Source organism: Pirellulales bacterium, assembly GCA_036267355.1.
In the GTDB taxonomy this organism is placed as follows: domain Bacteria; phylum Planctomycetota; class Planctomycetia; order Pirellulales; family DATAWG01; genus DATAWG01.
Genome location: DATAWG010000036.1, coordinates 35703 through 51449, shown reverse-complemented (window position 1 = coordinate 51449; position 15747 = coordinate 35703). Strand labels below are relative to the sequence as shown.

Annotated in this window: 8 protein-coding genes; all 8 read left to right on the top strand. The window is 63.0% G+C overall.

From position 1 onward, the window contains the following. The first annotated feature begins 258 nt into the window (after positions 1-258). The 8 genes from VHX65_05975 to VHX65_05940 all read left to right on the top strand — a co-directional run bounded on the left by VHX65_05975 (position 259) and on the right by VHX65_05940 (position 15651). The gene (locus tag VHX65_05975) at positions 259-1149 is read left to right on the top strand and encodes a deoxyribonuclease IV (GenBank protein ID HEX3998079.1); all 891 of its coding nucleotides are present in this window, start codon (positions 259-261) and stop codon (positions 1147-1149) included. Positions 1150-1612: 463 nt separating this feature from the next. Then, positions 1613-8836 carry a choice-of-anchor D domain-containing protein gene (locus tag VHX65_05970; GenBank protein HEX3998078.1) on the top strand — a complete coding sequence of 2408 codons (7224 nt, stop codon included), beginning with the start codon at positions 1613-1615 and terminating at the stop codon, positions 8834-8836. 170 nt (positions 8837-9006) lie between these two features. Continuing rightward, entirely contained in the window at positions 9007-9936 is a 930-nt protein-coding gene (locus VHX65_05965; GenBank protein ID HEX3998077.1) for a thiamine-phosphate kinase, read from the top strand. 353 nt (positions 9937-10289) lie between these two features. Further along, a complete protein-coding gene (locus tag VHX65_05960; GenBank protein ID HEX3998076.1) occupies positions 10290-11261 on the top strand; it encodes an AAA family ATPase in 972 nt (323 codons plus the stop codon). 155 nt (positions 11262-11416) lie between these two features. Then, the gene (locus VHX65_05955) at positions 11417-13825 is read left to right on the top strand and encodes a UvrD-helicase domain-containing protein (GenBank protein HEX3998075.1); all 2409 of its coding nucleotides are present in this window, start codon (positions 11417-11419) and stop codon (positions 13823-13825) included. Positions 13826-14129: 304 nt separating this feature from the next. After that, positions 14130-14930 carry a hypothetical protein gene (locus VHX65_05950; protein ID HEX3998074.1) on the top strand — a complete coding sequence of 267 codons (801 nt, stop codon included), beginning with the start codon at positions 14130-14132 and terminating at the stop codon, positions 14928-14930. Between the two features lie 11 nt (positions 14931-14941). After that, on the top strand, positions 14942-15349 hold the full coding sequence (locus VHX65_05945; GenBank protein ID HEX3998073.1) for a hypothetical protein: 408 nt from the start codon (positions 14942-14944) through the stop codon (positions 15347-15349). Continuing rightward, positions 15346-15651, top strand: a complete 306-nt coding sequence (locus tag VHX65_05940) for a PEP-CTERM sorting domain-containing protein (GenBank protein HEX3998072.1) — start codon at positions 15346-15348, stop codon at positions 15649-15651. The genes VHX65_05945 and VHX65_05940 overlap by 4 nt, the downstream gene beginning before the upstream one ends. The last annotated feature ends 96 nt before the right edge of the window (positions 15652-15747 follow it).

Sequence of the window (15747 nt, the reverse complement as noted above, 5' to 3'; positions counted from 1 at the left end):
TCGTTTCGAAGCCGGCGTTTGCCGCGGCGTGCATGTTTCTGCCGGCGGGCACCTGGCGCTGGCACCGCGGTTGGCTATATATAGTGATGTTCGTGACGTTGATCGGGGTGAGTGGCTGCGCGGTCTGGCGATTCAATCCGCAGCTTTTTCCGGCGCGAACTAATTCGCACGCAGGCACGAGGCCTTGGGACGTGCGAACGAGTTTTAGATGGGCGGCCGCGGTCGTTTTTCCAGCCATCCTCCGAACCTTTGGTTCTCATGCCCATTTTCGGCGCTCATCAATCGATTGCGGGGGGCTATTACAAAGCGGTCGAAGCGGCGGCCCGGTGTGGGTGCCAATGCGTGCAGTTGTTTACGAAGAACAACAATCAATGGCGGGCCAAGCCGATTGTTGATGACGATGTCGCGCGATTTCGCTCTGCGCTGGCCGAACACAAGATTGCGCATCCGCTTTCCCATAATTCTTATCTGATCAATATGGCGGCGGCGGATGGGCCGCTGTGGAAGCAATCGGTCGACGCCTTTGTCGTCGAGCTCTTGCGGGCCGAGCAGTTGGGCATTCCTTATGTCGTCGCCCATCCCGGGGCGTACACGAGCACCAGTGAGGCAGCCGGCCTCGCCCAGATCGTGCGGGCGCTGGATGAAGTACACCGGCAAACGCCCGCGCTGAAAGTGCAGACGCTGCTGGAGAACACGGCCGGGCAGGGTTCGTCGCTCGGTTGCCGCTTCGAGCATTTGGCGGCGATCATCGGCGGTGTGGGCGAGCCCGAACGATTGGGCGTTTGCATCGACACGTGCCATGTGTTTGCCGCCGGCTATCCGCTCGCGCCGCGGAAGGAATATCTGGCCACGATGCGCGAGATCGACCGATTGGTCGGTTTGGATCGCATTCGAGCGTTTCATCTCAACGACAGCAAGAAGCCGCTGGGTTCGCGCGTCGACCGGCATGCGCACATCGGGCACGGCGCGATGGGGCTGGAGCCGTTTCGGCTGCTGGTGAACGACCGGCGGTTCGGCAAGATTCCGATGTATCTGGAAACGCCGAAAGAGGCCGACGGCGAATTTCGCGGCGAGGAGTTGGATCGGATGAATCTGGCGACGTTGCGAGGGCTGATTAGGGGCGAGGGGCGAGGGGCGAGGGGCGAGTGAGGCGTGGTTCGGGGTTCGGGGCTGGAATACGGCCGAGTTTGCCGCTGCTGGCTTGTCCAGCAGTGAGAGCCGCTCGACAACCGAGCGCTGCTGGACAAGCCGGCAGCGGCACCCGGCATTGCCTCGCCCCTCGCCCCTCGTCCCTCGCCCCTCGTCCCTCGTCCCTCGTCCCTCGCCCCTCGCCCCTCGCCCCTGCCGTTGTCCGAGGCCGTGCCGACGGAAGCGATTGCGCGAGCTTTGGTGCGAATGCCGGACCGGAAACTTGCGTTAAATCTTCATCGTGAGTAGGCTGGAACGTCGCACCGAAATGCCCTTCGGCAAGGGGGGGCGGGACTAACATCTTGGAGTTTGTGTTATGCGTTCATGGCGGAAGTGGTGGTCGGGTGGGGGTGAACATTCGCGACGGCCCAAACGATCCGGGCGGAAGCTCCGCCTCGAACGCTGGAGCGGCGCATCGCGCAGCTTGAGTCTCGAATCGCTGGAAACGCGGGCGATGCTCACCACGCCCGGCACCTGGACGCTCGTCACAGGCTCGAATCCCACGGCGGCCCCGACCGGCACGCAGGCCGTTGCGCTATTGTCCAACGGCAGCGTCTTGGTCCAGCAAGGGAGCGATGCGGCGACCAACACGTGGTTCGAGTTGACGCCCGATGCGACGGGCAGCTATGTCAACGGCACGTGGTCGACGGTTTCGAGTTCGAACGTCGCCCGGCTCTTCTTTCCTTCCGCGCTGTTGCAGAATGGCAATCTATTTGTCGTTGGCGGAGAGTATTCCGACCCGAATAGCGACAACAATGACACGAATACGGCGGAGATCTTCAATCCGTATGTCGGCACTGGGGGCACGTGGACCAATATACCGAGTGATCCGACTCCGGACAGCTCGCTCGGCGACGATCCGATCGAAGTGCTTCCCGACGGAAACGTGCTGACCGGATGGCTAAACGGTCCGCAAACTTACATCTATAATCCAACGACGAATACATGGTCCAGCGGCGGCACGAAGCTCTACGACGACCCGAGCGCCGAAGAAACCTGGGTTAAGCTGCCCGACGGAAGCATTCTGTCGTACGACATCACGTCGACGATCAACGGCGGCGTATTTCAGGCCCAGCGGTACATCCCCGCGACGAACACCTGGGTCGACGCCAGTTCGATGAACCCGGCCGACCCGGCGACCATTCTCAGCTCGACGAATGTCGGCTACGAGCTCGGTCCGGGGTTCTTGATGACCAACGGGAATGTGATTCTGTTCGGAGCGACCGGCACGACGGACATTTACGATCCCACGACAAACCAATGGTCGGCCGGACCCAACGAGCCGACCGTATCGATCAACGGCCAGCAAACGCAACTCGTCGCCACCGACGATCCCGGAGCGGAGATGGTCAATGGCGACATCCTTATTTCGCTGTCGCCCCTGGGGAATTCGACCGGCGGAGAATACAGCTTCCCGAACGGGACGTACATCTTCGAATTCAATCCCACCACGAACACGTATACCGACGTCACTCCGGCGTCGGTTGCGTTTGCCAACCTATTTGGCAACCCTCCCGGTGAAAACGCCTACCAGTTGAACATGCTCGACTTGCCGAACGGGCAAGTGCTGCTGGCGAATGAACTCGGTCCGATGGAAGTCTACACGCCGGTCGGCAGCCCGCAGACTTCGTGGCAACCGGTGATCACCGGCATCGGCTTCAACGGCGGAAACACCTACACGCTGACCGGCACACAGCTAAATGGCCTCGACGAAGGGGCCGTCTATGGCGACGACAACGCCATGGACACCAACTATCCGATCGTGCAGCTCACCAGCCCGACCGGCACGATTATTTACGCCGAGACCTACGACTGGAGCAGCACGGGCGTGGCGACGGGCGGCCTCGAAGAGAGCGTCAAATTCACCGTGCCCACAACGCTGACGGCCGGCATTTATACGGTCACGGAGAGCGCCAACGGCATTTCCTCGACCAACACCGTGGATCTGCCGCCGGGCATGGAAGTGTTCGGCAACGGCCATTCGATTCCCTACAACGAAACGACCACCAGCACCACCAACGACACCAATTTCGGCAGCATTTACGCCTCCGGCGGCACCGCCTTCGAAACCTACACGATCACCAACTACAGCACCATCGCCACGCTCGATATCTCGTCGATCAGCGTCGTGCCGGTGGGCACTTTGACCGGCTTTAGCGTTTCGACGCCGCCGGCCAGCGACACCTTGGCTCCGGGCCAATCGACGACATTTACGGTCGAATTCGCACCCACCTTGGCCGGCGCGGTCACCGGGAAAGTGGAAATCTTCTCCAACGACGGCGCCGATCCCGAGCCGTTCGTCTTCAACGTGTCGGGCACGGCCCTGGCCCCATTCGCCGCAATGGCAGTGGAAGGCGATGGCCAGACGATCAGCTACAACGAATCCTCGCCATCCACGACCAACGCCACCAGCTTCGGCAGCGCGCTCGACAACGGCGGCACCGTTATCGAAACCTACACGATCCTGAGCAACGGCGGGGCCCTGCCGTTGACGATCGCCGGCGTGACAATCGTGCCGGTGAGCGGCAGCGGTGGGTTCACGGTGTCGGCGCAGCCCGCTAGCCTCGACGTTCCCACAGGACAATCGACGACGTTTACGGTTCAATTCGCGCCGATCGGGCCGGGGCCGGTCGTGGCCGATGTGGAGATCGCCAGCGACGACTCATCGCATCCAGACCCATTCGTGTTCGAGGTGAGCGGCACGGGCGTGAATCCACCGCCGGCGATCGTCGCGTCGATCGACAACAGCAATCCGACCGGCTTCAGCACGACCGGAAGCTGGAGCACCTATTCGGCCGGCGTCAACGGCAGCGAACTGTATGCCCTTCCCGGAAACGGCTCTTCGCAAGCCGATTACACGTTCACCGGCCTCGCGCCCGGGCAATACGAAATCCTCGGCACCTGGGCGCCGCTCCAGAATGCGGCCAGCAACACATCGTTCACGTTCTACGATTCCGGCAAACCGGTCGGGGCCACGATCGCCAATCAAAGCGTCGCGCCCAATGGAGCGTCGGTTGCGGGTTGGCAGATCCTCGGCATCGTGGACATCACGTCGAGCACGCTCCGCGTCGCGATCACCAACAATGCCGGCGGCGATGTGATTGCGGATTCGATTGAAATCGGCCCGTTGCCGGGCGTCGTCGTGAAATATCCGGAATTGGGCGTCAGCGACAATCTAACTGGAGTCGCGACGAATGCCACGCCGGAAACCGCCAACGGCACCGACTTCGGCTCGACGCCCGTCGGATTCGGCGACGTCGTCCACACATTTACGCTCACCAACTACGGCCTCGCCACGCTCACCTTCGGAAGCACGCCGGTGCGGGCGGTCGGCTCGAGCTTTACGATCGTCAGCCAGCCGGCGGTTACTTCGCTGGCGCCGGGCGCATCGACGACTTTCCAAGTTGCCTTCTCGCCGACCGCCACGGGCCTGCAAACCGGCTCGGTGGCCATCGTCACCAACGATCCCGATTATCCCAGCGCCTTCGAGCTCTTCCTGCAAGGCACGGGCACGACGCCGACGGCGGTTCAAGACACGGCCGCAGCGCTGGTGGGAACGTGGACGCAGAATTCCACCGGCTTCGGCGGCACGGATCACGCCGCCCCCGCCGGCACCGGCACATCCACCGCGACCTTCAGCTTTAGCGGTCTCACGGCGGGCAGTTACCTGGTGTATACGACCTGGCCAGCTTCATCCAGTCTGGCCAGCAACGCGCCCTTCACGCTCTACAACGGCAGCACCGCCGTCGGCACGATTGCGGTGAATGAAAAGGTCGCCCCCAACGGCCCGACCTATTCCGGCACGACGTTCCAATTGCTCGGCACCGTCAACGTCACCGGCACTTCGCTCAAGGTGGTGCTCAGCAACAAGGCCAACGGCACCGTGGCCGCCGATGCGGTGGTGATCGTGCCCATCGTCGCGACCTCGACTCAATCGATCGCGCTGACGGGCGACGGAGTAGCCATCGCCAACAACAACGGCGCCGAATCGGCGTCCAACGGCACCAACTTCGGCGAAACGATCGCTCCGGGCGGAAGCATCACCGAAACCTACACGATCAGCAACTCGGGGGGCCAGACGCTCACCCTAACGGGCGCCGCGCCGGTGACGGTGAGCGGCACGGGCTTCTCGCTCGTGAGCCAGCCTGCGGTGGATTCTCTGGCGCCCGGCGCTTCGGTCACGTTCCAGGTAAAGTTCGCTCCGACGACTCCGGGCGTGGTCAACGGGGCGATAACAATCGCCAGCAACGATCCGGTCGCGCCGAGTTTCAAGATCAATATCACGGGCGATGGCATCACGGCCGGCGAGATCGGCGTCAGCGGCAATTCGGTGGCAATCGCCCCGGGCGGAACTCCCCAAATCGCCAACGGCACGAATTTCGGCTCGGTAACCGAAAACACTCCCGCCGCCGCGGTCACCGAAACCTATACGATCACCAACAATGGCCAATCCACCTTGACGCTGACCGGCGTCACTCCGGTTTCCATAACCGGCGCCGGCTTCAGCGTCGTGAGCCAACCGGCGAGCGACTCGCTGGCCCCCGGCGCGAGCACGACGTTCCAAATCAAGTTCGCGCCCACGAGTGTCGGCCTGCAAACCGGCACGGTGACCATTCTCAGCAGCGATCCGCAACTCGGCACGTTCACGTTCAATATCCAAGGCACCGGGCTGACATCGACCACCGCGACGCCGACGATCATCGACGACAGCGGAAGCGGCTTCTCGCTCGCCGGCACCTGGAGCACGACGAAATTCGGCTTCGACAGCGGCGAACATTACGCCAAGGCGGCGCCGGGCGTCGGCGGTTCGCAAGCCACGTGGTCGTTTGCCGGCCTGACGACGGGCGTCTACATGATTTACGCCACTTGGTCGACCGTGAACGCGCCGGCGACGATCGCCACCAATAGCCCCTTCACGCTTTACAACGGCAACACGTCGGTCGGCACCGTTTCGGTCGATCAGCAGTTATTGCCGAGCGGCAGCTCGTTCTCCAACACGGCCTTCCAATACCTCGGCACCGTTACGGTCACCGGCACGCTGCTTCGCGTCACGCTCAACAACAATGCCAACGGCATCGTGTTGGCCGACGCGATTGCGATCGTCAAAGCTCCCAGCGGCGATCTCTCGATCACCAAGACCGACAACGACGGCGGCTCGAGCATCACCGCCGCTGTCGGCTCGGCGATTCCCGGCGATACCATCACCTATACGATCAAGGTCGCCAATTCGGGCCCCAGCGCCGCGAACGGCGCCACGGTCGCCGATACATTCCCCGCCGGCATTTTGTCGGACACCTATACCGTCGCCACCACCGGTGGCGCGGTCGATCTGACTCACGCCGCCAGCGGCAGCGGCAACATCGCCGACACGGTGGATCTCCCTTCGGGCGCCACGATCACCTACACCGTCACCGCCACCGTCAACCCGTCCGCAACCGGTTCGCTGGCGAACACGGCCACCGTCACTGATCCCGCGGGCTTCGTCGACGCGAACCCGGCGAACAACACCGCCACCGACACCGACACCCTCACGCCCAACGTCGATCTGACGATTGCCAAGACCGACAACGACGGCGGCTCGAGCGTCACGCCGACGACCGGCACCGCCGCCCCCGGCGCCGCGATCACCTACACGATCACGGTCACGAACACCGGGCCGAGCAACGCCGTCGGCGCGACCGTCGCCGACGCGATTTTGACGAACCCCGATTTCGCAAGCGACACGTTTACCGCCGTCGGCACAACCGGCGCTAGCGGCTTTACGGCCAGCGGCAGCGGCAATATCGACGATACGGCGAGTCTCGCCGCCGGCAGCAGCATCACCTACACCGTCGTCGCCGATATCAGTTCGAGCGCCACCGGCACGCTTTCCAATATGGCCACGGTGGCTGCGGGCAGCGGCGAAACCGCCGTTCCCGCCTCGGTCTTGAGCGCCACCGATACCGACAATCTCGTGCCCACCGTTGTGCTGACGATCACCAAGACCGACAACGACGGCGGCTCGAGCGTCACCGACGCGATCGGCAACGCCTCGGCCGGCGGAACAATCACCTACACGATCACCGTGACCAACTCCGGTCCGAGCAATGCCGTCGGTATGATCGTCGCCGATCCGCTGACCACGAATGCCGACTTCACGAGCGTCTCATACACCGCCGTCGGCACGGCCGGCGCCGCCGGCTTCACCGCCAGCGGCAGCGGCAATATCGACGACACCGTGAATCTCGCCGCCGGCAGCAGCATCACCTACACCGTGATGGCCGATATCAGCGCCACCGCCACCGGAACGATCAGCAACTTCGCCACGATCGCGGCAGGCGCCGGCGAAACGCTCGGCGCCGGTTCTATCACCACCGCGACCGACAACGACGTCATCCCGACGACCGTCACGCTGACGATCACCAAGACCGACGACGACGGCGGTTCGAGCGTCACGCCCGCCACCGGTGCAGCCGCGCCCGGCTCGGTGATCACCTACACGATCACCGTTAGCAACACGGGCGCGAGCAATGCCGTGGGCGCCGTTGTCGCCGATACGTTGACCACGAACACCGATCTGACGAGCGACACCTTCACCGCCGTCGGCACGGCCGGCGCCACGGGCTTTACCGCCTCTAGCAGCGGCGACATCGACGACACGGTGAATCTCGCCGCCGGCAGCACCATTACCTACACCGTCGTCGCCGACATCAGCTCGAGCGCAAGCGGAACGCTCAGCAACACCGCTACGGTTGCCGCCGGCACGGGCGATGTGCTGAGCAACACGTCCGTCCCATCGGCGATCGACACCGACACGCTTTCGCCCACGGTCGATCTCGTAATCACCAAAACCGACAGCGACGGTGGATCGAGCGTCACCAACGCCACCGGAAGCGCATCGCCCGGCACGGTAATCACCTACACGATCACGGTCACCAATACGGGCACGACGGCAGTGACCGGTGCGACGGTGGCGGATCTGCTGGCCACGAACACCGACATTTCGACCGACACCTACACCGCCGTCGGCACGACGGGAGCCACGGGCTTCACGGCCAGCGGAACTGGCAGCATCAACGACACCGTGGCGCTTGCCGCCGGCAGCACGATCACTTACACCGTCGCGGCCGACATCGCGGCCAGCGCCACCGGCACGCTCACCAACTCCGCCACCGTCGCTCCGCCCGCCGGCGAATCGCTCGGCGCCGGCTCGGTCGGCACGGCCGCGGTCAACGACACGCTCACGCCAACCGTCATTCTGACGATCGCCAAGTCCGACAACGACGGCGGCTCGAGCACGACCAACACCACCGGTGCGGCGACTCCGGGCACGCAGATCACCTACACGGTCACGGTCACCAACTTCGGCCCCAGCAACGCCGTGGGTGCTCTGATCAGCGACCCGCTGACCTCGAACCTCGACTTCACGGCTGAAACGTACGCGGCCGTCGGCACGGCCGGGGCAACCGGCTTCACGGCCAGCGGCACCGGCAATATCAGCGACACCGTCGATCTGGCGGCCGGCAGCAGCATCACCTACACCGTCACCGCAACGATCAGCGACACAGCCACCGGCACCCTCAGCAACACAACCACCGTAGCCGCAGGTTCCGGCGAGACGCTCGGCTCCGGCTCGCTCGTCAGCGCCACCGACAGCGACACCCTGTAGCGAGGAGGCTTCAGGCTGTAGGCTACAGCCTGTAGGACGCGTTCGCACGAGCCCGCAGCGCCAGCAAGGAAGTGGCTATGCCCGCGCTGCGAACAGGCCGCACGCGATCCATCCTTGCTAGCGCTGCGGGCTCCTCGGCGCGTCCTATAGCCTCAAGCCTCTAGCCTTCCATGGAATCCGATTTCATCGCTTGGCTTCGCCAGCGCGTCGCGCGGCATCCGCAGTTGCTGCTCGGGCCCGGCGACGATGCGGCCATTCTGCATTTGGCCGATCGAGCCGATTGCGTCGTGACGGTCGATCTGCTCACCGAGGGAATCGATTTTAAGTTGCCGGATGTTTCCGCGCACCGAGTGGGCCGCAAGGCGCTGGCCGTCAGCTTGAGCGATCTGGCGGCCATGGCGGCCCGGCCGGTGGGAATGGTCGTGGCCGTGGCGCTGCCGCGGCGCGGGGGCAGGCAGTTGGCGGTCGATTTGTTCGAGGGGCTGGCCGAACTTGCTGAGCGCTACGGAGTGGCGGTGGCCGGCGGAGACACGAATAGTTGGGATGGCCCGCTGGTGATCAGCACCACGGCCATTGGCCAGACGACTTCGGCCGGCCCACTGTTGCGCAGCGGGGCGAAGCCCGGCGATCGGATTCTGGTGACCGGCTCGTTCGGCGGCAGCATCTTGGGCAAGCATTTGGATTTCGAGCCCAGAGTCGACGAAGCGCTGGTGCTGGCCGATCGTTGCCGGCTGCACGCCGGAATCGACGCCAGCGACGGCCTGTCGCTCGATCTATCGCGCATGGCGGCGGAAAGCCGTTGCGGGGCCGTGATCGACTTGGCCCATGTGCCAATCGCCCCGGCGGCGCACGAGTTGTCTCGCCGGCAAGTCGAAGGCAGAACGCCATTGGAGCATGCTCTTTCCGACGGCGAGGATTTCGAATTGATTCTAGCCCTCGCTCCGGACGACGCGGCCAGGCTCGTTGCCGAGCAGCCGCTTGCCCCGCTTGAGTTGACCGACATCGGCCATTTCATCTCCGAGCCGGGCCTGTGGCAGATGGCTGCCGATGGCGCCCGTTCGCCGCTTGCCCCCCGCGGCTGGGAACACGAATTCGATTGAGCCGCGTCGCGGCTAACCACACAGCCACAGCGAACACCGAGAAGAGCAGAAAGCGTCCGAATGGACGAGCAAAACGCTGACGGGGCGGTGAAACGCATCATCCCTTCGGCTCGGCTTTTTCATCTCGGTGTTCGCGGTGACTCGGTGGTGAGAAAAGAAGCCGGCGCGGCGTGTTTCATAAATGCTCGCTATGTCGCAGATACTACGCTAGCGTCAGCGATGTGCGGATCCAGCGCATGAAGCGGATGGACTAGGACGTTTGCGTTCGCGGGGCCTATAATCCGCTCGCTTCGAGTTCGGTCAGCGTCTCTCCGTTTCGAGAAACACCGTGTGCGATGAAAAGGATTTCCGCCATGCGCTCGATCGCCGTGTTGAATCAGAAAGGGGGCGTCGGCAAGACGACGACGGCCGTCAATCTCAGCGCCGCCCTTGCAGCGCAGGGCCATCGCGTGATGCTCATGGACCTCGATCCGCAAGCCCACGCCACGCTGCATCTCGGCCTGCCGCCCGATCCGGCGGTGCCGTCGATCTACGATGTGCTCACCGGCAACGCCTCGATCGCCGAAGCGCGGCGCAAGGTGAGCGACAACCTGTGGGTCGTCGGCTCGCATATCGATCTGGCGGCCGCGGAAGTGGAATTGGTCGGCGTCGTGGGGCGCGAAGTGGTCTTGCGCGATAAGCTGCTGGAAGACGCCCAATCCACCGAAGTAAAAGAATGGGGACAGGCGCCTCCCGACGAGCTGCGGCCGCGGGGCCAACCGCCGCTTGCTCGGAGCCAGTCCCCATTCTTTCACGACATCCCGCCGCTCGATTTTTTGCTCATCGACTGCCCGCCTTCGCTGGGCATTCTCACGTTGAACGCACTGGCCGCGGTGGAAGAAGTTTTCTTGCCGCTTCAGCCGCATTTCCTCGCCCTGCACGGATTGAGCAAACTCTTGGAAACGATCGATCTCGTAGCCCGGCGAATCAACGATCGGTTGCGGCTGAGCGGGATCGTGTTCTGCCTGTACGAATCGGGCACTCGCCTGGCGGGCGAAGTGGGCCGCGACGTGGAAGCGTTTTTTGAAGCTCAGCGCGGCAAGCGGGCGCCATGGGCCGACGTGCGCCTGTTTTCAACCCGTATCCGCCGCAACATCCGCCTCGCCGAAGCCCCCAGCTTCGGCCAATCAATCTTCCAATACGCCCCCGATTCGCACGGCGCTGAAGACTACGCGGCGCTGGCCGAGGAAGTGCAAAGGGGCGAGGTGCGAGGGACGAGAGGCGAGGAAGGAAAAGACGCTCGCGCCGAACGTCGCGGCGGCCATGCTTCGGCTCCGGTAACCTGATCTTTGAGGCCTGACCCTCGGGACGGCAGCTCCGTATAATTCATGGTTTCACGCATCGCTGGATTCGTGAAAATCTAGCCGCTGCCGCCGTCCATTGGAATTCACCGAATTCCGCGGCAACATGCCCGCGCGACCGCACGGAGGAGCCGAACGCCTTGGATCATCTATTGGAAAATCTGAATCCGCCGCAGCGGGAGGCGGTGGTGCATGTCGAGGGGCCGCTGTTGATTCTCGCCGGGCCGGGGAGCGGGAAGACGCGCGTCATCACGCATCGGATCGCGCATCTGCTGGCCCAAGGCGTGCCGGATTATCAGATTCTCGCCCTCACGTTCACCAACAAAGCGGCCGACGAAATGCGCCGCCGCCTGACCGAACTCGCGCCGCATGCGAAGGTGTGGATGAGCACCTTCCACCGCTTCTGCGCCCGGCTCTTGCGGCAATATGCTCCTTCGGTCGGCCTGGGCGAGAATTTCACGATCTACGACACCGACGATAGCCGCAAAGTGTTGCGCGATGTCGTGGAAGAACTTGGCGTCGATCTGACGCACGTCACGCCGGAGCGGCTGCAGGCAGCCATCAGTTGGGCCAAGAACCATCTGATCCCCCCCGATCGCTACGAGCCGCAAGCCGGCAGCGCGATCGGCAAGATCGTGGCCCGGGTTTATCCGGCCTATCAGGCCCGCTTGATGGCCGATTCGGCCGTTGATTTCGACGACTTGCTGCTGCACGTCGTGACGCTGTTGACCGAGAATCCCGAGCTCCGCCGCACGCTCGATGGCCGCTACCGCTTCATCATGGTCGACGAATATCAAGACACGAATTTGGCGCAGTATGCGATCGTTCGGGCATTGTCGGTCGATCAACCGAATCTGGCCGTGACGGGCGATCCGGATCAATCGATTTACGGCTGGCGCGGGGCGAATTTGAACAATATCATGGAGTTCGAGAAAGATTTTCCGAGCGTGCAGGTGGTGCGGCTGGAGCAGAACTATCGCAGCACGCAGCGGATCCTGCGCGTGGCCGATCAACTGATCTGCCACAATCGCCGCCGCAAGCCAAAGAGCCTGTTCACGGAGAACGAAGAGGGTTCGCAGGTCCGGCTGGTGAAGTATTTGAACAACCGCGTCGAGGCCGATTCGATCGCCGCTCGGATTGCCACCGAGGTGCAAGCCGGCCGGCGGCGGCCGCGTGATTTCGCGATCTTCTACCGCACCAACGCCCTGTCGCGCAATCTCGAATTCGCCCTGCGCGAATATGCGGTTCCGTATCAGATGGTCAACGGGCTCGAGTTCTACCAACGCAAAGAAATCAAGGATGTGTTGGCGTATTTGCATTTGCTCAACAATCCGCGCGATCGCGTGGCCCTGACGCGGATCATCAACACCCCGGCCCGCGGCATCGGCAAATCCACGGTGGGCCGCATCGCCGAATACGGCTCGCGGCGCGGCAAGAGCATGCTCGACGCGGCCCGGGAGGCTGGGCTGATCGAAGGGCTGACGAAGCGGGCGGCAGTGGCCGTGGCAAAATTCGTCGCCATCGTCGATCGCCTGTCGCTCGCCCGCTCCGGGCCGGTGGAAGAGATCATCGCCGCCGTGCTCGATGAAACCGGCTATCGCGCGATGCTCAGCGAATCCGACGATGCCGACGATCAGGAACGGCTGGCGAATGTCGAAGAACTTTTGACCGCCGCCCGCGAATTCGACGAGCGCAATCCGGGGCTCGATCAGCTCGAAAGCTTTTTGGAGCAAGCCTGCCTGGTGAACGACACCGACGCCTGGGAGGTGGACGACGACCGCGTGACGCTGATGACAATGCACGCGGCGAAGGGGCTCGAATTTCCGGTCGTGTTCGTGATCGCGGTCGAAGAGGGCCTGTTGCCCCACGAACGCAGCAAGGAAGACGGAGCAGCCTTGGAAGAGGAGCGGCGGCTATTGTTCGTCGCCATCACCCGAGCCCGGGAGGAACTGCAGCTCAGCTTGGCTCGGCAGCGGGAGTTTCGCGGCCAGAGCCGCTATGCGGTTCCGAGCCAGTTTCTGATGGAACTGCCGCACGAGGAATTGGAAATGACGGAGCGGCTATTCGCCGAACACGTTCGCCCGCAACTAAGCCCGGAAGGACTGGAGCGGCTAGCGGCGATGCAAGAGGCGGCGATACGCGAGTCAATCGATTTCGATCCTGTCGAGTTGGAGCGGTTGAGCCGATCGATGAGCAATTCGACGACGCGCGAAACCGCACGCGAGTTGCATCCTCGAGCGGACGAACGGGGCGAACCGGCACGGGATGCCGCGACGGTCGATCCGCCGCGTCCGAAGCTCACGACGGCCGCGGCGCTGGCCGAGCCGCAGAGCGCGGCCGGCGCGGGGCAAGCCGCCGTGCGCCGGCAGACGGCTCCCGACGAATTTGTCGCCGGCCTGCTTGTCCAGCATCCCGAATACGGCCTGGGGAAAATCCTTGTGGCCAGCGGAACCGGGCCGCGGCGCAGCGTGACGGTGGCGTTTGCAGCCGGCGCGGGCCAAAAAAATTTCTTGGTCATCCACAGCCCGCTGATGCTGGCGAAGCCTTAGGTCGCGAATTGCCGCCAGCGTTCGTCGGGCGGGGGGTGAAGAAATCTGCACTGCGCCCCCCACCTCTTTTCGCGTTGAGAACGCTCAGATCTCGCGAAAAAATCGATCTTGAAATAATCGTTGCGATCTTCCTACGCGATTGTTAGGCTGACGGTCGCTAGCCACCGGTTCTGGGGGGAACCCCAGGCCCCATTGCTGAATCGTCCGCTGCGTTCGCGCGGACTCATCGAGGTCGCAGGAGTCGCTAATGAATCAAAGGATATCGAAGCCGCCAGCCGAGTTGTCTCACTGTTCTTTTCGAGCTTTGGGCCGATTTCGCGTCGCGCTGGCGATGGTCTCGCTCCTGATCGGCGGCGTCGCGCCCTCGGTGACATTGGCCGATTTGGCTCAAACGTGGGTCGGGCTGGGCGCGAACAGCAACTTCTCGACGGCCGCAAACTGGTCCACCGCCGTCGTTCCGGCGAACAACGGCACGGCCGATCTCACCTTCTCGGGCTCGACGCAGCTTTCGCCGAACGTCGACACGCCGTGGAGCGTGGATTCAATCAGCTTTGCCAATTCCACGCCGTCGTTCACGGTCGGCGGGAATCAGCTTACCGTGGGCACCGGGGGGATTTCGGTCGGCCCGACGAACCTCAACGTGCAAACCGTCGCGACGCCGATCGTGCTGGGGGCATCGCAAACGTGGACATCCTCGAACGAATCGGAAATTGGCGGCCTCGAAATTACCAACACCGTCAATCTAAATGGCTTCAATCTTCCCGTGGGCGGAATCTCGGGCGGAGCGCTCGAGGGTAATCTCAGCGGAAACGGCAATATTACGATCACTTCCGGTGCGTTCGGCCTGTACGGCAACAACTCATACATGGGCTCGACCAATGCCGACGGCGGCTTGATCGGTATAACCGGCGCCGCGTCCCTCAGTTCCGCGTCGACCCCGCTCAATTTCAATAACGGCGTCCTTTCCGTGAATCCGACGCCATCGGGCAGTATTACGATCCCGCAAGAAGCACGATATCTTCAGGCGGGGCGACGTTCATTTCAGAGGCGGCCGAATATGACGTTGTCACCTTCTCCGGCAGTTTCAGCGGGCCCGGAGGCCTAACCGCTTCGGGATTGATCGAACTTTCGGGCTCGAACTCATACTCCGGCGGGACGACGCTCGATAGCTACGCCACGATCATCGGCAATACGAATTCGCTGCAAGGCAATATTAATTTGACAAGCATCTCTTCTGGGGTCGATTTCCAGCAGTCATCAAATGGAACCTACTCGGGAGCGGTCACGGGAGAGGGAGCGCTCAGTAAAGATGGGACCGGCACACTCTTCTTCAGCGGCACCTTCAGGGAATCCGTCGCAGCGCTCGGAGACGGGCTGCTGATTAACGCCGGAACGGTCGTGATGCAAGCGGCAGCAATGTGCAAACCGATCCGTTCGCGCTGCAACTGCGGTATAGCACGGCCACCTTGGGTGGAAATGAGAGCCAGTTGGCTGCCGAAGGTCGGATTTATCTTGCTTGGTTGAACCCTAGCAACGGATTGTGGCAAAATTCCACGACCGGTGATTTCGGCGCCGGCCTGCCCGGCGACGTGTATTTAGACGTGCAGAGTTCTTGGGCAACCTTTGCTTCCGAGCACGATATTACCGACGCCAACATCGGAAATTTTCTCGGCAGCTACGGTGTCGATGTCTACGACCACGACGTTTGGGCCGTCGTCAACCATAACAGTCAATTCGCGGTTGTGCCCGAGCCTTCCGGCTTGGTTCTTGCGGCTTGCGGCGCTTTGGCCTTGTGCGGCGCAGCGATTCACCGGCGCCGGGCATAGAATTTTTGCCCGAGCGACCGCAAAGAAATTCCATCTTCATCGATAGACAAGCTCGCTTGCGGTTTCGCGCGTTCGCGCAAAAAAAAATCGGGGTCC